General features: G+C 63.3%; 14 protein-coding genes. 10 read left to right on the forward strand and 4 right to left on the reverse strand.

What is annotated here, in order from left to right; genetic code table 11:
- Positions 1–124 precede the first annotated feature (124 nt).
- The 8 genes from D3I60_RS14395 (at position 125) to D3I60_RS14430 (ending at position 9,480) form a co-directional block, all read left to right on the forward strand.
- The gene (locus D3I60_RS14395; protein WP_262776965.1) at positions 125–1,852 is read left to right on the forward strand and encodes a nitrite/sulfite reductase; all 1,728 of its coding nucleotides are present in this window, start codon (positions 125–127) and stop codon (positions 1,850–1,852) included.
- Positions 1,849–2,646 carry a phosphoadenylyl-sulfate reductase gene (locus D3I60_RS14400; protein WP_262776966.1) on the forward strand — a complete coding sequence of 266 codons (798 nt, stop codon included), beginning with the start codon at positions 1,849–1,851 and terminating at the stop codon, positions 2,644–2,646. Before D3I60_RS14395 ends, D3I60_RS14400 begins: the two co-directional genes overlap by 4 nt.
- Positions 2,643–3,608 carry a sulfate adenylyltransferase subunit CysD gene (gene cysD / locus D3I60_RS14405; protein WP_262776967.1) on the forward strand — a complete coding sequence of 322 codons (966 nt, stop codon included), beginning with the start codon at positions 2,643–2,645 and terminating at the stop codon, positions 3,606–3,608. Before D3I60_RS14400 ends, cysD begins: the two co-directional genes overlap by 4 nt.
- Positions 3,608–4,987 carry a sulfate adenylyltransferase subunit 1 gene (locus D3I60_RS14410; RefSeq protein WP_262776968.1) on the forward strand — a complete coding sequence of 460 codons (1,380 nt, stop codon included), beginning with the start codon at positions 3,608–3,610 and terminating at the stop codon, positions 4,985–4,987. Before cysD ends, D3I60_RS14410 begins: the two co-directional genes overlap by 1 nt.
- Positions 4,984–5,796: a uroporphyrinogen-III C-methyltransferase gene (gene cobA, locus D3I60_RS14415; protein ID WP_262776969.1), complete on the forward strand. Its 813-nt coding sequence runs from the start codon at positions 4,984–4,986 to the stop codon at positions 5,794–5,796. The genes D3I60_RS14410 and cobA overlap by 4 nt, the downstream gene beginning before the upstream one ends.
- Positions 5,793–6,119 carry a ferredoxin gene (fdxA, locus tag D3I60_RS14420; protein WP_262776970.1) on the forward strand — a complete coding sequence of 109 codons (327 nt, stop codon included), beginning with the start codon at positions 5,793–5,795 and terminating at the stop codon, positions 6,117–6,119. Before cobA ends, fdxA begins: the two co-directional genes overlap by 4 nt.
- Positions 6,120–6,188: 69 nt before the next feature.
- Positions 6,189–7,598, forward strand: coding sequence for an FAD-dependent oxidoreductase (locus D3I60_RS14425; RefSeq protein WP_262776971.1), 1,410 nt, complete (start codon positions 6,189–6,191; stop codon positions 7,596–7,598).
- A 211-nt stretch (positions 7,599–7,809) separates the two neighbouring features.
- Positions 7,810–9,480 carry an APC family permease gene (locus tag D3I60_RS14430; RefSeq protein WP_262776972.1) on the forward strand — a complete coding sequence of 557 codons (1,671 nt, stop codon included), beginning with the start codon at positions 7,810–7,812 and terminating at the stop codon, positions 9,478–9,480.
- Positions 9,481–9,786: 306 nt separating this feature from the next.
- On the opposite strand, the gene D3I60_RS14435 is transcribed toward D3I60_RS14430, so the two are convergent.
- The 4 genes from D3I60_RS14435 to D3I60_RS14450 form a co-directional block, all read right to left on the reverse strand.
- Positions 9,787–13,482, reverse strand: coding sequence for a hypothetical protein (locus D3I60_RS14435; RefSeq protein ID WP_262776973.1), 3,696 nt, complete (start codon positions 13,480–13,482; stop codon positions 9,787–9,789).
- Between the two features lie 750 nt (positions 13,483–14,232).
- Entirely contained in the window at positions 14,233–16,215 is a 1,983-nt protein-coding gene (locus tag D3I60_RS14440) for an acetoacetate--CoA ligase (protein ID WP_262776974.1), read from the reverse strand.
- 267 nt (positions 16,216–16,482) lie between these two features.
- Positions 16,483–17,655 carry an acyl-CoA dehydrogenase family protein gene (locus D3I60_RS14445; protein ID WP_262776975.1) on the reverse strand — a complete coding sequence of 391 codons (1,173 nt, stop codon included), beginning with the start codon at positions 17,653–17,655 and terminating at the stop codon, positions 16,483–16,485.
- A 60-nt stretch (positions 17,656–17,715) separates the two neighbouring features.
- Positions 17,716–19,275 (reverse strand): AMP-binding protein, encoded by a 1,560-nt coding sequence (locus tag D3I60_RS14450; protein ID WP_262776976.1) that lies wholly within the window; start codon positions 19,273–19,275, stop codon positions 17,716–17,718.
- A 139-nt stretch (positions 19,276–19,414) separates the two neighbouring features.
- Between D3I60_RS14450 and D3I60_RS14455 the strand changes: the two genes are divergently transcribed.
- Both D3I60_RS14455 and D3I60_RS14460 read left to right on the forward strand, forming a co-directional pair.
- Positions 19,415–20,023, forward strand: coding sequence for a TetR/AcrR family transcriptional regulator (locus D3I60_RS14455; RefSeq protein WP_262776977.1), 609 nt, complete (start codon positions 19,415–19,417; stop codon positions 20,021–20,023).
- A 230-nt stretch (positions 20,024–20,253) separates the two neighbouring features.
- The gene (locus D3I60_RS14460; protein WP_262776978.1) at positions 20,254–21,264 is read left to right on the forward strand and encodes an ABC transporter permease; all 1,011 of its coding nucleotides are present in this window, start codon (positions 20,254–20,256) and stop codon (positions 21,262–21,264) included.
- The last annotated feature ends 2 nt before the right edge of the window (positions 21,265–21,266 follow it).

Below are 21,266 nucleotides of genomic sequence, written 5' to 3' on the forward strand. Positions count from 1 at the left end.
ACCCACGGCAGACCGTGACGCCATATGTCATTCCATGACACAATCCCTCCGATGAGTTGTTGAGCAATTCGGCATTCATGTAGCGTGACTCATCACTGGTTCCCCTCAGCGTTTGGAGACAGCTATGTCCACTCAGGTGGAAGAGAACAAGGAAACGGCAGCTAAACGAGCCGCGAAGCGGCCCGCCCGCCCGAAGAAGTCCAATGGGCAGTGGAAGGTCGACGGCCACGAACCGTTGAACAAAAACGAGATCGACAAGGCCGAAGACAACGGCCTCAACGTTCGCGCCCGGATTGAGACCATCTACGCCAAGCGCGGATTCTCTTCGATCGACTCCGACGACCTGCACGGCCGCTTCCGCTGGTGGGGCCTGTACACCCAGCGCAAACCCGGAATCGACGGCGGACGCACCGCGAAGCTCGAGCCGCATGAGCTCGAGGACGAGTACTTCATGCTCCGCGTCCGCATCGACGGCGGAAAGCTCACCACCGAGCAGCTGCGCACCATCGCCGACATCTCCACCGAATTCGCCCGCGACAGCGCCGACCTCACCGACCGCCAGAACATCCAGCTGCACTGGATCGAGATCGAGAACGTCCCCGAGATCTGGCGCCGCCTCGAAGCCGTCGGCCTGCAGACGACCGAAGCCTGCGGCGACGTCCCCCGCGTCATCCTCGGCTCACCCGTCGCCGGCATCGCCGCCGATGAACTCATCGACCCGACCCCGGCGATCGAAGAGATCTCCCGCCGCTACATCGGCGACCAGAGCCTGTCGAACCTGCCCCGCAAATACAAGACCGCGATCACCGGCCACCCCAGCCAGGACGTCGTCCACGAGATCAACGACTGCTCCTTCGTTGCTGTCGAACACCCCGAACACGGCATCGGCTACGACCTGTGGGTCGGCGGCGCCCTGTCCGTCGTCCCCCGCTTCGCCGAACGCCTCGGCGCCTGGGTCGCCCCCGACCAGGTCGTCGAGACCTGGCTGGGCGTGACCTCGATCTTCCGTGACTACGGCTTCCGCCGCCTGCGCAACAAGGCCCGCCTGAAGTTCCTGCTCGCCGATTGGGGCCCGGAGAAGTTCCGCGAGATCCTCGAGACCGAATACCTCGGCTACAAGCTCGCCGACGGTCCGGCACCGACCAAACCGATCACCGCCGGCGACCACGTCGGAGTGCACAAGCAGACCGACGGCCGCTACTACATCGGGGTCAGCCCCGTCGTCGGTCGCGTCTCGGGCTCCCTGCTCGGCCAGGTCGCCGACCTCGCCGACAAGTACGGCTCCACCCGCCTGCGCACCACCCCGCACCAGAAGTTCCTGCTGCTCGACATCGAGGAGAAGGACGTCGAAGCCGTCGTCGCCGAGCTCGACGCCTTGGGCCTCTCCAGCCGCAAGGACCTCTTCCGCCGCTCGACGATCGCGTGCACCGGCATCGAATACTGCAAGCTCGCCATCGTCGAGACCAAGCAGACCGCGGCCGACACCATCACCAAGCTCGAGGAGCGCCTCGCCGACATCGAGGAGCTGCCCCACCCGATCAGCTTCCACCTCAACGGCTGCCCGAACTCCTGCGCCCGCATCCAGACCGCCGACATCGGACTCAAAGGCCAGATCGTCACCACCGACGAAGGCGAACAGGTCCCCGGATTCCAAGTCCACGTCGGCGGAGGCCTGGCTTCGAAGGACCGCGACGAGGCCGGACTCGGCCGCACCGTCCGCGGGCTCAAGGTCACCGCCGAAAACCTCAGCGACTACGTCGAGAAGCTCGTTCGCCGCTTCCTCGCCGGTCGTGGGGAGACCGAGACATTCTCCGAATGGGCCCACCGCGTAGACGAGGAGGAACTGGTATGACCCGTACGAACACAACCACCACCGAGGCGACGCCCACCTCCGAGACTCGGGCAACGTCGCGAGCAGCGACGCAGCCCCGCCCCGTCGAGGAACTCAAGGCCCTCGCCGAGGCGGGTGCCCGTGAGCTCGCCGGTGACCCGGAGAACGGTGTCCCCGAGGCCAACCCCGCCGACGTCATCCGCTGGGTGTCCCGGCACTTCGACACCGAGGCCTGCGCCGTGGCCTGCTCGATGGCCGACGCCGCCCTGCCGCACTACGTCGCCCAGTACCAGCCCGGCGTCGACGTCCTCTTCCTCGACACCGGCTACCACTTCCGGGAGACCTATGACACCCGCAACGAGGTGGCCCGCCGGGTCGACGTCCACATCGTCGACGTCCTCCCGGAGCAGACCGTGGAAGAGCAGGACGCCGAATTCGGCAAGGACCTCTTCGCCCGCGACCCTGGCCTGTGCTGCGCCCGCCGCAAGGTCGCACCGTTGAAGAAATCGCTGAACGGCTACGAACTCTGGTTCACCGGAGTCCGCCGTGACGAAGCTCCCACCAGGACGAACACGCCGCTGATCACCTTCGATGAGAAGAACGGACTCGTCAAAGTCAACCCCCTGGCTGCGTGGTCGTTCGATGACCTCCTCGACTACTCGCGCGCCTTCGACGTCCCGGTCAACCCGCTGCTGTCGCAGGGGTACCCGTCGATCGGCTGCCAGCCCTGCACTCGCCCCGTCGCCGAAGGGGAAGACCCCCGCGCCGGCCGGTGGGCCGGATCGACCAAAACAGAATGCGGACTCCACACATGAGCATCGACACCCAGTTCAACCACAACACCCACACCACCGCCGAGGCGGCACCCGCCCACAACCCGGGTGCGAGCCTGTCCACCCTCGACGTCCTCGAATCCGAAGCGATCCACATCATCCGTGAGGTCGCCGCCGAGTTCGAACGCCCCGTGCTGCTGTTCTCCGGAGGCAAGGACTCCGTGACGGTCCTCCACCTTGCGGCGAAGGCGTTCTGGCCGGCGAAGATTCCGTTCGGACTCCTCCACGTCGACACCGGCCACAACTTCGACGAGATCATCCGCTTCCGCGACGAGACGGCCGAGAAGTATGGCCTCGACCTCACGGTGGCGAAGGTCCAGGACTACATCGACGACGGTCGTCTGCGCGAACGCCCCGACGGAACCCGCAACACCCTGCAGACCCAGCCGCTGCTCGACGCCATCACCGGCGGGAAGTTCGACGCCGTCTTCGGCGGGGCCCGCCGCGACGAGGACAAAGCCCGGGCGAAGGAGCGGATCCTGTCCCTGCGCGACGAGTTCGGTGGCTGGAACCCCAGCAGCCAGCGTCCCGAACTGTGGAACCTCTTCAACGGCCGCCACCTGCCCGGCGAACACGTGCGCGTGTTCCCGATCTCGAACTTCACCGAACTCGACGTGTGGAGCTACATCGCCCGCGAAGGCATCGAACTGCCCGAGCTCTACTTCGCCCACGACCGCGAAGTCTTCCAGCGCGACGGCATGTGGTGGGCCACCGGCGAATTCTCCACCCCACGCAACGGCGAGACCGTCACGACCAAAAAGGTCCGCTACCGCACCGTCGGGGATATGAGCTGCACCGGGGCCGTCGAATCGAGCGCCGATGACCTCGAGTCCATCCTCGCCGAGGTGGCCGCCACCACTGTGACCGAGCGCGGTGCCACTCGCGCCGACGACCGGATCTCGGCCGCGGCGATGGAAGACCGCAAGAAGGACGGGTACTTCTGATGACCACCACAACCACCACCGAAACAACCACCACCGAGGCGACCGCGACCTTGGACACGACGACGAAGACGCTGCTGCGCTTCGCCACCGCCGGATCCGTCGACGACGGGAAATCCACGCTCGTCGGTCGGCTCCTCCACGATGCGAAGGCGATCCTCGCCGATCAGCTCGCCGCCGTGACCGCGACCAGCCGGGAGCGCGGATTCCTCGGCGGAGAGTTCGACTTCGCTCTGCTCACCGACGGTCTGCGAGCCGAACGCGAACAGGGCATCACCATCGACGTCGCCTACCGGTACTTCGCCACCGACCGTCGTTCGTTCATCCTCGCAGACTGCCCCGGACATGTGCAGTACACCCGGAACATGGTCACGGGAGCCTCGACCGCCGATGCCGTCGTCGTCCTCATCGACGCCCGCACCGGCGCGACCGAACAGACCCGCCGACACCTCACCGTCGTCTCCCGACTGGGCATCCGCCACGTCATCATCGCCGTCAACAAGATCGACCTCATCGACTACGACCAGACGCGGATCGAGACGGTCGAGAACGACATCAAGGACCTCGCCGACGAGATCGGCCTTGAGACCCCGCACCTCATTCCGATCTCCGCGCTGGCCGGGGACAACGTCGCCACCACCTCGGACAACACTCCCTGGTACTCCGGTCCGGCACTGCTCGAACTCCTCGAGACCCTGCCGAGCGCGGATGAGGACACTGCCGACCTCGAGGCCTTCCGCCTTGACGTGCAGACCGTGCTGCGTCCGCAAGGGGGACTGGCACCGGGACTCGACCCCGAGGAATTCCGGGACTACCGGGCGGTGGCCGGACAGATCACGGCCGGGCGGGTCAGCCTCGGCGATGAGATCGAGATCCACCCTGCTGGACTGAAAACGACGGTGACCGGCATCGATACCGCCAGCGGTCCCCTTGAGACCGCGAGTGCGCCGCTGTCGGTGGCGCTGCGGCTGGCCGATGACGTCGATACCGCCCGGGGCAGCGTCATCGCCGCGGCCGGCACCCTGCCCACCCCGCGCCGGGAACTGCGCGCCGAGGTGTTCCCCTTCACCGCGGAGGGCCTGCGCACGGGGGATCGGGTGCTCATCAAGACGGGAACGACGACCGTGAAGGGGATCGTCACCATCGAGGCCAAACGCAACCTCGAGACCTCCAAGACCGAACCCGCCGAGGTGCTCGCCGGCAACGACATCGGCCTGGCCCGGGTGAAGCTGTCAGCCGAGCTGCCGGTCCCGGACTTCCGCGACCACGGCACGGCCGGAGCCTTCGTCGTCATCGACCCGCAGACAGGCAACACCCTCGCCGCCGGAATCCACACCCCCGAGGCGGCCCACTCCGCCGAATCCACCGAGGACCAGTCATGACGCTCTTCCTCCCACAGCAGCCGGGCACGGTGCTGCTCGTCGGTGCCGGACCGGGCGATCTCGGACTGCTCACCGTCACCGGTCTGCGCGCATTGGAACGCGCCGATGTCATTGTGGCCGACCGCCTCGGCGCCAGATCGGTCATCGATCAGCTCGAAACCGAACGCGGCGCACCCCTCGATGCGGAGATCATCGACGTCGGCAAGCTGCCGGGGCATCACCCGGTACCGCAGAGCGGGATCAACGACATCCTCATCACACAGGCGAAGCTCGGCCGTCGGGTCGTCCGTCTCAAGGGCGGGGACCCGTTCGTCCTCGGACGTGGGGGAGAGGAGGTCATCGCCTGCCGGGCCGCCGGAGTCGATGTCCGCGTCGTTCCCGGGGTGACCAGCGCGAACTCCGTTCCCGCGGTCGCCGGAATCCCGCTCACCCACCGAGGCGTCGCCACCTCGTATACGGTCGTGACCGGTCACGACCAGCTGGGTCAGATCGGCGGAGGACGCGACCACACCGTCGTCGTGCTCATGGGAGTGGGCACCCTCATCAACTCGGCGATGGTGCTCGCCCGATCCGGGCGCGGGGACGACTGCCCGGTCGCGATCGTCGAAGACGGATTCGGTGACAACCAGCGAGTGACCATCGGGACCCTCAGCGACATCGCCTTCCGCGCGGCTCGCCGAGGCGTCCGGTCACCGGCCGTGATCGTCGCCGGTGATGTCGTGACCCTGAGCCCCTACGCCGATGGTGCTTTCACCCAGTCGACCGAGCCTGCCGCAGCGCACGCATCCGAACTCGTGAGGAACCCATGACCTACATCATCGCCCAGCCTTGCGTGGACCTGAAGGACCGAGCCTGCATCGAGGAATGCCCGGTCGACTGCATCTACGAAGGCACCCGCTCCCTCTACATCCATCCCGACGAATGCGTCGACTGCGGTGCATGCGAACCCGTGTGCCCTGTCGAGGCGATCTTCTACGAAGACGATGTGCCCGATGAGTGGGAGGCCTACTACAAGGCGAACGTCGAATTCTTCGACGACATCGGCTCCCCGGGCGGAGCAGCCTCCCACGGGGTCGTCGACAAAGACCACCCCTTCATCGCAGCTCTGCCGCCGCAGAACACCGACGACTGACCAGCAGCGAGTCCTCGCTCAACCACACCGAGCGACTCCACTCTCCACGACGACTGATCAAGGAACCCCATGCCCACCATCCCATTCCGAGTGGCCATCATCGGTGCCGGTCCCGCCGGCATCTACGCCGCCGACCTGCTGACCAAGGCCGAACATGACCTGGAACTGAGCATCGACCTGTTCGAGCGCCTGCCCTCACCCTTCGGGCTTGTCCGCTACGGTGTCGCCCCCGACCATCCGCGGATCAAGGGCATCATCAATGCGCTCATCAAGGTCCTCGACCGCGGTGACATCCGCCTGTTCGGCAACGTCGAATACGGAGTCGACATCAACCTCGGCGAGCTCACCGACCGCTACGATGCAGTGATCTTCTCCACCGGCTGCTTCGTCGACGCACCGCTGTCGCTGCCCGGCATCGACCTGCCGGGTTCCTATGGGGCCGCCGACTTCGTCAACTGGTACGACGCCCACCCCGATGTGCCGCAGACCTGGCCGCTGGACGCGGAGAAGGTCGCGGTGCTCGGCAACGGAAATGTCGCGCTCGACGTGGCTCGGGTGCTCGCGAAGCAGGCCGATGAGCTGCACGCCACGGAGATCCCCGACCACGTCTATGAGGGGCTGAAGTCCTCGAAGGTCACCGATGTCCATGTATTCGGACGGCGTGGACCCGCGCAGGCGAAGTTCACTCCGCTCGAGCTGCGTGAGCTCGGTCAGGTCGAAGACGTCGACATCATCGTCTATCCCGAGGACTACGAATTCGATCAGGGGTCGCTCGAGGCCATCGAGTCGAGCAACCAGGTCAAGCAGGTGACGAAGACGCTCACGGACTTTGCGATGCGGGAGGAGACCGGGGCGAAGCGGCGTCTGCACCTGCACTTCCTCCACGCGCCGGTGGCCATCCTCGGCGAGGATCGGGTGACCGGTCTGCGCACGGAACGTCAGGAACTCGACGGGACGGGCGGCGTCAACGGCACCGGGGACTTCCACGACTGGGACATCGATGCTGTGTATCGGGCCGTCGGCTATGCGGGGACGCAGCTGCCGCAGCTGCCGTTCGATGAGGCCAAGAAGGTCATCACGAATCACGAAGGACGCGTCGTCGACGCCGAAGATCAGGGCCAGGCCGCCGAGGCGGACGTCATCCCCGGCGTGTACACGACCGGGTGGATCAAGCGCGGACCCGTCGGGCTCATCGGTCATACGAAGGGTGATGCGCTCGAGACGATCGGACACATCCTCGACGATCAGGCCGCCGGAGTGCTCACCGAACCCCTGTACCCGGAGGAGTCCTCGATCGTCGAGCTGCTCGAGTCGAAGGGCGTCGACTTCACCGATTGGGAAGGTTATCACCGGCTCGAGGCCGCGGAGAAGGCCCTCGGTGAGGCCGAGGGCCGGGAACGCGTGAAGATCGCGACCCGAGAGGCCATGCTCGCCGAGGCGCGTGCCCACCTGACAGCGGATGCCAGCGCGGGGAGCTGAGACCGCCCGCCGCGTCGCTGCCCACCTCGAGGCACAAACCTCACATAGTGACCCGAAAAGGTCCACCATTCGACCCCGGACACGGACAGGCCGTGTTCGGGGTCGTCTGCGTCTGTGACCTCGCCAAATAACCTGGCTATGTAATTGACATCACTCAATGACAGGAGAAAACTAGCCGCGGAAATATAGCCGTCTACCCTGGGAGGCAAAGGTGCCCTCACACAGTCCCCTGTCATCCGCCGCGCCGACGAGCGTGGCCGTCGTCCACGACAAAGGGCTCAAACGCGATATCGGCAAGACCGGTCTGCTTTTCACCGGAGTCGGGTCGATCATCGGCTCCGGTTGGCTCTTCGGCGCCTTCGATGCCGCGAGCATGGCCGGCCCGGCCGCAATTCTGTCGTGGGCCCTGGGTGCGGTCCTCATCATCTTCGTGGCCCTGAACTACTCCGAACTCGGTGTCATGTTCCCCGTCGCCGGCGGTGTCGTGCGCTACCCGCACTATGCCTTCGGTTCGTTCGCCAGCTACACCAGCGGGTGGATCACGTGGCTGTCGGCGGCGGGAACCGTCGGCATCGAGGTGCTCGCGGCCGTGCAGTATGCCTCGAGCTATATGCCGTGGCTGATGGAGACGAAAGAGGGGGTGCTCGTCCTCACGGTGCCGGGCATCTTCGTGTCCATCGCGATGGTCGCGGTATTCTGCGTCATCAACATGTTCGGCGTGAAGTTCTTCGCCCAGTTCAACAACGTGCTCGTGTGGTGGAAGCTGCTGGTCATCGTCCTCGTATTCGCCGGACTGGCCCTGCTGGCGTTCAACCCCGGTCACTTCCACATGCCCGAGTTCGGCGGTTTCGCCCCCAACGGCATCGCCCCGATCTTCGCTGCCTTGCCCGCGGCGGGCATCGTGTTCTCCTACCTCGGGTTCCGTCAGGGTGTGGAGTTCGCCGGTGAGACGAAGAACCCGCAGAGGAACGTGCCGTTCGCCGTCATCGGTTCGATCGTGCTCACCGGCATCATCTACATCCTCCTGCAGGTCGCGTTCATCGGCGCCATCCCCACCGACCTGCTCAAGGACGGATGGGGCGGATTGTCGTTCTCGAACTCGGCGGGGCCATGGGCGGAGATCGCGATCATGCTCGGTGCGATGTGGCTAGCGATCATCCTCTACATCGACGCTGTGGTCTCCCCGGCTGACACCGGCCTGATCTTCACCGCGCTCACCCCGCGGCTGTCGTACTCGCAGGCTCGGGTGGGCAATGCGCCGAGTGCCATGACGAAGCTGAACAAGAAGGGCATCCCGTGGTTCGGGCTGCTCATCACGTTCATCGTTGCCTGCTTCCTGTTCTTCCCGTTCCCGTCGTGGGCGAAGATGGTCGGGTTCATCACCTCCGGCACCGTCATCTCCTTCGGCTCCGGCCCGATCACGGTGGCGGCTCTGCGTCGTCAGCTGCCCGATCAGGAGCGTCCGTTCCGCCTGCCCGGCGGAGACGTCCTGCCGTTCCTCGGATTCCTCGCTGCGAACCTCATCGTGTTCTGGACGGGGTGGGATACGAACTGGAAGCTGTTCCTGGCGATGGCGCTCGGCTACGTTGTCCTCGGTCTGCACTATGCGTTCAGTGACCGCAGCAAGATCCCGCCGCTGCAGTTCAAATCCGGTTGGTGGATGATCCTGTGGCTCGGCGGACTGGCCGTGCTCAGCCTGCTGAGCAACTACGGCGAAGGCGCCCTGAACGTGCTCACGTTCGGTTGGGGCGAGCTGGTCTGCACAATTTTCACCGCCATCGTCTTCTACGTCGGCATCAAGACCCGTCTGAAGTCGGAGGAAGTTGTCACCAACGTCGAGAACACCAAGGAGACCGCAGCCGAACACATCGACGGGGAGTGATCCCTGACACGACGTCGAATCCTTCGACGTCAGAAAGAGACACCCTCGCCGAGGCGGCCCGGACCCCGTACATCCACGACAGTGGAGTACGGGGTCGGTCTTTTGGCGGGTTGTCGAGAACAGTCAGGTACGGTTCTAGACTAGCTAGACTAGGGGCTCAAAGCTCGGGGCTGAGATTTTCGTCAACAAAGCGCATTCGCCGAAGTAGGCAATCTTATGAGGGCCCTAGGGAGCAAACGCTAACCAAAAGGCGCCCTCTCCAAAGCTTGGATCGTCAAGTCGCAAACCAAACCGGCTCACTTCAGACTAGGACAGCTGAAACAGTCGCGGCGCGGCGTGAGGATCAATATCCCACTCCAGCGACATTAGGCGCGCTAAGACCAGAGAGGTGGTAAATTCTGTCTGCTCACCAGCTGTAACAAGCCGCGCCATCTGGCTAGCGATATCCCCTCTAGTGGCATTACCGGACTCTTCATTCGTTAGCTGCTCTTCGAGTGCGTCCAAAAAAAACACGATCTGCTCAGTGACCGCGTCTATCGGAGTTTGCTCAACGACTCCCTTGGACTGACCGAATCCTTGCTTTGCGTCCTCTAGAACTTGCACGACAGCTCCGTGCGTTCGCTGTTGCTCAGTGAGTACTAAGATTCCTGACACGACTTGAATAGACGCGACTGCCGCATCGAATGCTTCGCTCAATGGAACGTCCTGCGGTTGGAGAAGTTCAGCTGCCCAATGTCCGAGCGTCCCAGTGGGCAATAGTGAATCGATCAGTGACATCGCTAGAGTTTCGACGGGCCTCCCGTTACGTATCGGTACGAGCACGAACTTCTCTCCGGGCATTCCTGCTGTCCGGAGAGCAACGGCGATCTCTTCTAACGCGTTACTCCAGGTGACTAACGACGGCACGTCGAGAGCGATGAGTCGTTCAGGAGCAAGCTGATATCGGTCGTCTGTGGACATATACACGCGAAATCGCCAACCGATGTCTAACCCGACTCGTTCCAGTTCAGCTTTCCGATCTTGCTGTCTCCGCTTCGTAACGTCTCGAGCGACCTCGGCAGCTCTGTCGAGTGCGCCCTCGTGCGGTCCTGAGCGCGCGGCATGCACGATGGCCGCCTTTGCAGATGAGACCTCAGCAAGCGCTGCCACTACGGCAAGGAGGCGATGCAAATCAGTCTCCAACGTTTTCAGGCTGTCTGGGAATGTGTCGTACCCGAGCAGATGCCACGGCTCTTCCATCGCCTGGTGAAGTGACCTCCCGATTACATGGTCGCTAAGGTGCGCCGCGATCGCCGTGAGGTTGGCCAGCTTCGCGAGCCGCGGGAATATATTGCTGGTGAGGTCCGTAAGAAGGCCCACAAGTGGGTCTGCGGACAGGGACGATGCCTCTTGATCTCCGGAGACATCAAGTGCTCGTAGACTTCTGTTGAGACGTGGACCGATTTGGTTGGCGTCTTCATTGAGCCGGTCTATCTGCTCCGTAAGCTCTTCAGTGCCGATACCTCGCATATCTGCAGCAACAAATGCATTTCCGACAATGCGGGTAAGTCGAGCGGCGGCTTCGAAGAGAGGAAGCGTAGCCGAGAGGCGTTCTGTGTCGGTGGCTCCGAGCACTACGTTGGTAACTCGTATGCGTTCTTGGTTCCAAGCTGTCGACAATTCAGAGTGGTCGTACTCTCGGCGGAGTTCAGTAGAACCGACCTGGTGGTCGCCGACTTGGTAATCGTGGCCACCGGGCAGCTGCAGCTTGACGTCAACATGCGTGGTTCTAGGAAAACAACGTAGGAGGAGTCGTCCGAGCTGGATCACTCGGTCGTGAGGGTCGCCATGAGTGGTATCGGAGACATGAAGGACACGAGCATAGGCGACCGCTTCTCCACTCGATTCATCGATCCGGAGGTCAATAATCCACGGGTCGGCGTTCCTGATTTTGACTTCAATCTCGGCCTCTCCGCCGAGTGATTGAATGAGCGTCTGAGCGAGTGCGGGACTGAGGGAGTTCGCTGTCGCCATGAAGTTTGCAAACTGTGTGATCGACGCACGTTGCATGGCCGTGCCCAGAGGATTGGAATTTAGAAGTGCGGATTGAGTTTCAACTGCGATGTCGAATGCGCTTCCCTGGAACTCGAACAGTAACTCGTTCGCGAGGACAACGTCGTCTATTGCGACAAGTTCTTCGGCGAGTTGCCCAGGCCCGATCGCTGCAATCAGCGCTGCTCCTCGTGCAGATTCGGGCGATGCTGCCATGTCCGAGACGGCGCTGGTGAACTCCTCTGGAACGAGGTCACTAAGATCAGAGCCCGCAATGGCACAGAACTGGGCGACAGGCTGATTTGCTGGCGGGATTCCATGTCGGTCGGCTATGTCAGTCCATTTGACCGCCCGTTCGTAGAAGTCATAGAGGCGCAACCCTCGCAGATAGGCGGCAAGCTTCTTGACGTCACGGGATTCGAGTAACGCGGATTCGTGAATCAGCTGGTCTAATTCTGGTTTGTCCCGAAGTAAATTAGGAACGAACTTCCTGACTTCTTCGGGCGCCAGAACCAGGAGGAGACGACTGATCGTATGGTTGAGAGCTGGAGGCGGTTGGTCGTGGATTGCATTGGAAATGGCGGTCGATCGCAGCTGGTGCACGCCTAAAATCGTTCCGTTGCGCTCGACTAACAGATGCTCCTCCGCTAAGCGCGCGAGCGGCTCTCGAAGTTCGAGCTGGGTCACGCCACAGGCTTCCGCTGCCTTGCCGACGGGCAGGGTAGCCGACCAGCGATCCGCGGTCGTGGAAAGGCTCAATAGGTCAAGTTCGATATTCCTGTGTTCAGTGATGCGACGGCGCACCTGGTCGCCGATCACAGCATCTATTCGTTCGCCACGAGTGAGCAAATGGGTGAACTCAAGCGTGAGTCCCTCGGATTGCTCGAATGCTTCTCTCCAGTGAGGTGACTCTGTTGCCTTCCGTTCACACAGACTATCGAAGATCACCTCAGCTGCTTCTTCGTTCAGCTCCACGGTGATAGTGGCGGAGCCTGATAGGTCTCCAAGTGATATGAGGTCTTCGTGCCGGGCAGTCGAGACCATGAACAGGCCCGGTGCCGCAGCGGTCGCTTCGCGTAGCTGAGACCATCCGCTGAACTGGCCTGTACCAGCTGCGTCGATGAGGAGACCGATAGGGTTCGCTTCAGAAACCCGGTACGAACGACATAGCCTAAGCACCTTGGGGACGTCATGGGAAGACAACCGATTTACACGAAACCACAGGATGCCCGGGAGAGCGTGCGGGATTGACCAAAGCAGAGCGCTCTTCCCGACGCCAGATGGACCGGTCAAGATAACGGATGAAGTCTCCTGGATTCCGGCTACAGCTTCATCAATGAGCTCGGTCCGCGGTACCACTAGACCCGCCGCAACATGTCCCGGCTGTGTCGAAACGCCCTCGTAAAAGCGAGCATCGTGGAGTTCTTCGGTGAGCGACAGAGGCGAACAGAGTCCTTGAGTGATTGCCGCATCTAGCGCATCGAGGTCGACTTGCTCAACGAAGTCGTGACTCTGACGTATCAGCTCGTTCCGATCGAGAGAGTGCCTATCATCGTAGACAACTGGCGCGTTCAGTCTGGCAGTCTCACCCGTGAGGGTTCGGAGCTCACGTGCCAGATAGTCAATGATCGATGGCCGTAACTGTGGGAAAACCGTTCCCAGCAACGTTCGACTGTTCTCTTCCAGATAAGACCAGGAGACGCCAAATACGACTGTGCGATCAAACAGCTCGAGAACGTCACTCTCGCCAAGCCCGCGCTTCTTCGCCGCAGTAGCGATGCTGGCCCGCAGCTTCGAATCGTGTCCAAGCGATTCGCCAAGTGGTCTATTGAACTCTCCGAGTGCGGTTTCACCTTCAACGCCTCGCTCGAACACAACTGTGAGACCGCCCGAGTCACCGCTACGTTGACGGTGTCGGATCCAGGCATCAATGATGTCGCCACTTGCCTTCCCCACGGGGAACGCTCCCAAGTGCTCACCTCTCGACTTCACCTGAACATGTTGCCGCGAGGCCCCGCACTCAATCATGATGTCTTCGAGGCCCTCAGGAACGAGCGCTTCAGCCTGGAGATCGCTAGCAATCAGTCGAGCAGCAAGCCAAGCTGCGACCGTGTGCTGAAAATCGAACCCTCTGCTTGCCCAAGCGCCGCTTCTTGTACGGCTCCACTCATCAATGAGCTGAGCTGACTCGTCTGCTTCAGCGCGCACTTCGGCAACCGGTTGAGGGGCGGCTGTTCGCGAACGATGCCGCGGATGCCCTCGATTCCCGCCTTTCGAATGCTTCTTGGCCACCATCCAATATTCGCAGACACCGCTGACATGAGATAACCGCCGAACCGGACAGTCTCGTTACGCTACACGCTCTCCAGCGTCGCCAGTTCTACTTGGATGCGTCGCGCGGCATCGTGCTGGAGGCGAATCAGCGGAACTGCTCGCTTAGGCAAGAGTGCCCTGACAGGGTCCCTGCTGGAAAATTGCTACGGGTTAATGTGATGTGATCCACCGCAGACATCCGGGCATTCGGGCGGGGTACCTGGACTCGAACTAAGAATGACTGAAGCTCCTGAACTGAAGTTGTCAAAGTGTTCGCCTACCTTTTGCGTTCGACTACGGCGGTATTACTCCATCATTTCGCCCATGAACGCGTTGAATGCCGACCCACTCCTACACCGATACCGTGACCCACCCTCAGCTCGCCTCGGCTGTGTTCGTTGCTCTGGTCTAAGTTTCCGCCCAACCCGCAAACCGTGCGAAGTACTCCAGCGCCTCAAGCGAATCCACAGCATTCGGATTCGCCACACGATCCAAATCATGCCCTTGAATGAGCCGCTTCACCGGAACCTCGAGCTTCTTTCCAGTCTTGGTGTGCGGAATGGCCGGAACCGCGATGATGTCATCGGGCACATGCCGCGGCGACGCCTTCGACCGCAGCTCCGAAGCAATCCGAGACCGTAGCCCGGAATCCAACGAAACCCCCGACGCCAACACAACGAACAGCGGCATCCAGTACCCGCCGTCGGGCTGCTCGGTACCGATGACCAGGGATTCGGCTACCTCGGGGATGCCGTCGACGACGTCGTAGATGTCGGCGCTGCCCAGGCGCACTCCCTGCCGGTTGAGGGTGGCATCCGAGCGGCCGGAGATGATGACGCTGCCATGGTCGGTGATGGTGATCCAGTCGCCGTGGCGCCAGACTCCGGGGAACATCGAGAAGTACGTGTCGCGGTAGCGCTCACCGTCCGGATCATTCCAGAATTTCACCGGCATCGACGGCATCGGTGCGGTGATGACCATCTCCCCGACCTCATCGACCAATGGCTGACCGGAGTCGTCCCACGACTCCAACGCCACGCCGAGCACCGGCCGTGAAAGTTCCCCGGCCCAGATCGGAGCGTTCGGCGCAGATCCGGCGAAGCCGCTGACAACGTCCGTGCCGCCACTCGTCGACGCCAGCTGCACACGCTCGCCCACGGCATCGCGCACCCACGGGAAGCACTGGGCGGGCACCGGGGCACCGGTGGCACCGATCGTCCGCAGCGCGGAGAGGTCGAACTCCTTGCCGGGTTCGATCCCGGCCTTCATCCCGGCCAGGAAGATCCCGGGACTGACCCCGAGCACATTGGCCTGCGTGTCCGCGGCGATCTCCCACAGCCGGCCCGGCCCCGGATAAAGGGGACTGCCGTCGAAGCACACCGTGGTCGCACCGCCCACCAGCGCCGAGGCGACGAGGTTCCACATCATCCAGTTCGTGTTCGTGTACCAGAAGAACCGGTCACCCGGCCGGATGTCGAGGTGGAGACCCAGCAGTCGCAGGTGATCGATGACGACCCCGCCGTGACTGTGCACGATGCCCTTGGGAATCCCCGTCGTGCCCGAGGAATACAGCACCCACAGCGGGGTATCGAAATCGACGCGCGCGAACTTAGGTTCCACATCGCCGGAAGCAATATCGTCCCAGGCGGTGAGGTTCGTGATCTGATCGTGTTCATCGATGAAATCCTCGCCGAGGTTGCCCACCCCGACCACGGCCCGCAGGCTCGGCATCCGGTTGGCTAAGTCCGCGACCTGGTCGCGGCGGTCGTAGGCTGAGCCGTTCCACAGGTAGCCGTCGGCGGCGAAGAGCACCGTCGGTTCGAGTTGACCGAGTTTTGTTGCGGCACCCTCGGCGGCGTAGTCCTGGGCACAGGCGGACCAGATGGCACCGACCGAAGCGGTCGCGAGGAAGGCGATGAGGGTGTGGTGGGTATTCGGCAGGTATCCGACGACGCGGTCGCCTTCTCCGACTCCTTGGCTGCGCAGCCAAGCGGCGACGGAACCGACCTGGCGGCGCAGTTCACGCCAGGTGGATTCGGTGCGCTCGCCGGATTCTTTGATCGTGATGATGGCCGGTTCGTCGGCGAGCTTGTCGTCGAGTCCGGCGCGCAGGGCGTGTTCGGCGTAGTTGAGGCGGGTGCCTGGGAACCAGTCGGCCCCTGGCATGGACCGATTGGCGAGAACCTCAGTGTAGGGTTCGTCGGCGATGACATTGAAGAAGTCCCAGACCGCGCCCCAGAATCCATCGAGGTCGCTGACCGACCATTTCCACAGATCGTCATAGGTGGCCAGGTTTTGGCCGGTGCGCTGAGTGGCGAAGTCGATGAAGTAGGCAATCTGCGCACGAGGGGTCTGATCGGGGTCGGGAAGCCAGATCGGTTCAGCGGACAATTCTTCTCCTCAGCACATCGGCGGGCGGCAGTGGACGAGTCCTCAGCAGCAGGAACGACGTGGTTTCGTCCCATGAGTGAGGCATTGACTCCACCTTACGCCGCTGCCACTGCAGTCAGGATGGGCGCGATCTTCTGTCAGATCTCGTGCAATGGAAATGGACTGCACCATACGATCTGTACTCCAAAGGAAGGACTGCCATGCTGCTGAAAACTCTCTCAGTTCTGTACAGCTTGTCAGAGTGTCCACTTCAGTGAGTGCTGGTCATCATGCCCTTAACAGTTCTTTTGCGATCCCGTTCTTCTGGATCTCGTCGGAGCCGGTGAGCATCCGGAACATCCGCAGACGACGCCAGATCCCCTCGATCTCGGATCCGTGGACCATGCCGGCCTTGCCCTGCAGCTGCATCGCGGAATCGGCGATGGAGAAAGCCTTCTGAGCAACGAAGAGTTTGCACATGAACGCTTCGGGCATGATCGCCTCACCCCGATCGAGGGCGGCCAAGGCGTCGAAGGTCATCGACCGAGCCGCGTAGTAGTCGGTGGCCATCTCGGCCAGAGTGTGCTGGACGGACTGCAGCTGGGCCATCGACCCCGCCGCGACCTGACGATTATGGACGAAATCCACGGTCAGCGTCAGTGCCCTGCGCACCTGTCCCAGAACAGTCGGGCAGTGCAGCAGCCGATTCGTGGTCACCCGGCCGAGTCCGATCTTCAGCCCCTGTCCGACCTCGCCGAGGAGCTGATCCGGTTCGACACGCACATCGTCGAGGATGATGTCGGACTCGATGTGCTGGCCGGACAACGGGACCTCACCCTCGACGACCCGGACGCCGGGAGAGTCGAGATCGACGAGGAAGGCCGAGTACGCCTCCTCTTCGCCCGCCATACGGGCGATGAGGATCGAGAAGTCGGCGAAAGGGCCCGCCGAGGAGAACACCTTGTGCCCCGAGATCCTCCAGCCGTCTCCTTCAGGAGTGGCCACGGTGTGCATGGCACGCACATTCGATCCGGCATCGGTCTCAGTCAGGGAGAAGCAGCAGGCGCGCTCCCCGCGGACGACGGGCAGCAGATACCGTTCGACCTGGGCCGGGGTGGCGAAGCGGAAGATAGAGCCCACACGCAGAGGCCCTCCCATATCCCCGAGCACGCTCTGGGACAGCACCCGCCCCGAGGCGGAGACCTCCTCCTTGAGGATGGCCAGATCCGTGTGGCTCAGTCCCCTGCCGCCGAGTTCCGGCGGCAGGTGGATGCCGTAGAAGCCGAGCTCATACGAGCGCTTCCACACCTTCTGCAGGGTCTCGCGGTCGAAGCGGGACTCCGGATGCAGCTCGCGCTCCTGTTCGTATTCGGCGAGCTCTCCGTCGAGATAGGTGCGCAGACTCGCGATGGTCTCGGCGAGCGGATGGTCGGAGTAGTCGGGGTTGAGGGTGAATGACATGTCTGTCTCCAATCGGCAGGGGGGGTGGTTGCGGCGGACCGAGTGTGGAGGTCCGGTCGCTCAGTTGACGCTGCGTTCGGCACCGGCCCAGTAGCCGGAGCGGACTTGTCGGCGGTCGATCTTGCCGTTGCGGTTGACGGGCAGTTCGGTGACGAAGTCGATGTGCCGTGGCTTCTTGAAGCGGTCGAGGCGCTCGCCGCAGAAGTCGATGATCGACTCCGCGCTCGGCTGCGAGCCGCTGCGCGCGACGACCACGGCGGTCACTGACTCGCCCCAGCGATCGTCGGGGGCGCCGACGACGCAGACCTCACTGACATCGGGGTGTTCATAGACTGCGGCCTCGACCTCGGTGGAATAGATGTTGAATCCGCCGGAGATGATCATGTCCTTCTTCCGGTCGACGATGAAGACGTAGCCATCGGGTCGGATGTAGGCGATGTCGCCGGTGAGCACCCATCCGTCGCGGAATGTCTCCGCGCTCAGCTCCGGAGCGCCCCAGTATTCGCTCACGCAGTCGGGGCCGCGAACCGCCAACTCGCCGAGCTCTCCGGCAGGCACGCGCCTGCCGTCTTCGTCGAGGACTGCGACCTCCGAGTCGAAGACGGCGCGGCCGCAGGAGAGCAGGAGCTGTGGATCGGAGTCGATGCCGCGGACGATGTCCTCCTTGGTCAGCGCCGTGACCCCGCTGGTCGTCTCTGCCTGTCCGTACCCCTGTTCGATGATCGGTCCGAATGCTTCCACGGCTTCTCTCAGCCTCTTCGGGCTCACCGGGGCACCGCCGACGGTCAGCGATTGCAGCGTCGCGACATCGTCCGGATCGATGCCGTGGTCGAGGAGCATGTGGAGCATGGTCGGGACGACGAAGGACGAAGTCACCCGCTCGTCGCGGACCAAGCGCAGGAACTCGCCGGCGTCCCAGGCAGGCAGGACGACGATCGTCGACCCGCGGCTGAGGGCGGCCAGGACTCCCATCCCCGAGGCGTGGGTGATCGGCCCGGCGACGAGGTATCTGGTCTCCTGGCCCGTCGACTTCGAGGGGTCCATGAGGCGTTTGCGCATATTCGCCAGTCGGTTGCCGACCGTCTGCACTGCGGCCTTGAGTTTGCCGGTCGAGCCCGAGGTGAAGTTGAGTACGCAGGGATCGGACTCCTCAGCGTCGAACATCACCGCGGAGGGCTCGGTGTCTGCACCCTCGGAGAGGAAGGCCGAATAGCTTCGCTCGCCGTCGTCTCCGAGGACAACGAGGCGCACGTTCGTCCCCGCTGCCGCTACGGCTGCTTCGGCCGAGGCGAGGTGGGGGCGGTCGACGAAGAGGACCGCCACTCCGGCATCGCCGAGGATATGGGCGGTCTCGGCCACCCCAAGGCGGGAATTGATGGGCACTCGCAGGGCCGAGAGCTTGTAGAGGGCGGCCTCGATGACGACGAGCTCGCCGGCGTTTCCCGCGAAGGTTGCCACCGGCGTGCCCCGTTCGATGCCATGGGCGGCGAGCGCGCCGGCAAGCGCCGTCGACTGGGCGTCGAGCTCTGCGAAGCTCAGGCGCAGGCTGCCGGCGACCACCGCCTCGGTGTCGGGCCAGTGCTGGGCGGCGCGGGTGATGTAGTAGCCAAGGTTGAGCATCGAGATCTCCTCACGACAATGTGACTAGAATTAGACACAGTGTACAACTTTGGGCATCGAAGTCCAGAAACGACAATGTGTCGGTACCGTTGTGGCTGAGGTGCCGTCGGACGGCGGCGCGAATGCAGGAAGGGTGGAGATGGTTGAGAATCGCCGGACACGCAGGACTCAGCGCGCGCTGAAGTCGTCGCTGATCGAGCTGGTCCTCGAGCGCGGCTACGATGCCGTGACCATCGAAGACATTGCTGCCGAGGCCGATATCTCGCGTGCGACCTTCTACGCCTACTATCGCGACAAACCTGCGCTGCTCACTCAGATCGTCCTCGACCTCCAGGGCGAACTGGCCGCCCGGCTCGAGCGGCTGCGGCTGCGCGAGAACTCTTACTTCTCCGGCGAGGCGCTGCGAATCCTCTTCGAGCACGCTGAGGAGGAGCGAGACGCCTACCGTGTGATCCTGCGCGGCGAGGGTGACGGCACGGCGCTGCGGATCTTCGTCGACACCCGCACCGAGGCGGCCAAGGAGATCTTCCTCAAGCGTGCCGAGGTGACCGGGACGCAGTTCCGGATCGATCCGGAGATCCTCACCCGCGCCTGGGTGGGCGAGCAGGTCACGGTGCTGCTGTGGTGGCTCGAACCCGAGGAGCGGCCGATCCCCGCAGCCGAGGTTGCACAGGTGCTCACCGACCTCTCTGTGCACGGTCGTATGTGGGCCAGCGGCTTCGACGAGGTCCCCGAAGGGACTTTCTGAACGCAGCCGCTCACTTGTTGGAGTCTGTCGCGCGTCGTGACCGCCCGACGTGAGGGCCCGGCGCTGGAGTGCTGTCGCGTTATGTTCGCCCGATGGCTTTGCGCTCCGAATAAATTTTGACAGTGTGTCTAAAAGCGGACAATATGTAATTCAGGCCACGTCCTCGACCGCACTGCCCGGTGCCGAGACGAACCAGGCTGTCGCACACGACACGAGGAGGTGTTGTCTTCATGGCCCTGTCCATCACGTCGACTCGGGGCGCGAGTCCCAATGCCCGACGCCGGAGACCGACCGAGCACCCATGGACCCGATTCCTCATCCGCCGCGGCGGGGGAGTGCTGCTGTCCTTCGGCCTGCTCATCGTCATCACGTTCTTCATCGTGCCGCTGCTGCCGGGCGATCCTGCGGTAGTCGCGGCAGGGGAGGGCGCGACTGCCGAACAGATCGAGGCCACCCGGGCCGCGCTCGGGCTCGAGGCGCCGTTGGGCGTGCAGTTCGTCCATTACGTCGGCGGCATCTTCACCGGTGATATGGGAGCGTCGTTCGCCACCGGTCTGCCGGTGTGGTCGGTCGTGCTCGCTAGACTGCCCTTCACCGCCGAGATCGCGCTCATGGCGATCGTGCTCACCCTGATGCTCGGGGTGCCCACCGGGACCGCGGCGGCGCTGCTCACCCGAGGTGGCCGCCGTCCTGGTCTCGACCATGCGTTCAACGCCGCGACGAGCTTCGTCTTCGCGGTTCCGAACTACGTTCTAGCTACGCTCATCGTCTACATCTTCGCGGTGCTTCTCGGATGGTTTCCCGCTTCGGGTGCGGCGACCCTGTCATCGCTCGTACTTCCGACGGCCGCGATCATGATCGGCCCCGCCTGCGCGCTCGCTCGCATCGTGCGCCGCGAAGCGGCGACGATCCTCGAACAGGACTATGTGCGCACCGCCCGCGGCTGGCGTCTGAGCACCTGGAAGATCACCACGCGTTATGTGCTGCCCAATCTGCTCACCACCACCCTGACTCTCTCAGGGCTGATCCTGGCAGGAATGCTCGGCGGAGCCGTCGTTATCGAGACAGTATTCGGCTGGCCCGGACTCGGCACCGGAATCGTCACGGCAATCACTGAACGCGACTATCCCGTCATTCGCGGAACCATCCTGCTGCTCGGGATCATCGCCACCCTCCTCATCCTCGTCGTCGACATCGTGCTGGCCCTCGTCGACCCTCGAACCCTGGAAGCGGGTGAATGATC

It is taken from the genome of Brevibacterium permense, from assembly GCF_025506275.1.
Taxonomy (GTDB): Bacteria; Actinomycetota; Actinomycetes; order Actinomycetales; family Brevibacteriaceae; genus Brevibacterium; species Brevibacterium permense_A.

Coding starts and splice junctions, on each gene's coding strand:
- cysD (WP_262776967.1), top strand. CDS start 2,643: ATGAGCATCGACACCCAGTTCAACCACAACACCCACACCACCGCCGAG.
- D3I60_RS14410 (WP_262776968.1), top strand. CDS start 3,608: ATGACCACCACAACCACCACCGAAACAACCACCACCGAGGCGACCGCG.
- cobA (WP_262776969.1), top strand. CDS start 4,984: ATGACGCTCTTCCTCCCACAGCAGCCGGGCACGGTGCTGCTCGTCGGT.
- D3I60_RS14425 (WP_262776971.1), top strand. CDS start 6,189: ATGCCCACCATCCCATTCCGAGTGGCCATCATCGGTGCCGGTCCCGCC.
- fdxA (WP_262776970.1), top strand. CDS start 5,793: ATGACCTACATCATCGCCCAGCCTTGCGTGGACCTGAAGGACCGAGCC.
- D3I60_RS14445 (WP_262776975.1), bottom strand. CDS start 17,655: ATGTCATTCACCCTCAACCCCGACTACTCCGACCATCCGCTCGCCGAG.
- D3I60_RS14395 (WP_262776965.1), top strand. CDS start 125: ATGTCCACTCAGGTGGAAGAGAACAAGGAAACGGCAGCTAAACGAGCC.
- D3I60_RS14450 (WP_262776976.1), bottom strand. CDS start 19,275: ATGCTCAACCTTGGCTACTACATCACCCGCGCCGCCCAGCACTGGCCC.
- D3I60_RS14400 (WP_262776966.1), top strand. CDS start 1,849: ATGACCCGTACGAACACAACCACCACCGAGGCGACGCCCACCTCCGAG.
- D3I60_RS14455 (WP_262776977.1), top strand. CDS start 19,415: ATGGTTGAGAATCGCCGGACACGCAGGACTCAGCGCGCGCTGAAGTCG.
- D3I60_RS14460 (WP_262776978.1), top strand. CDS start 20,254: ATGGCCCTGTCCATCACGTCGACTCGGGGCGCGAGTCCCAATGCCCGA.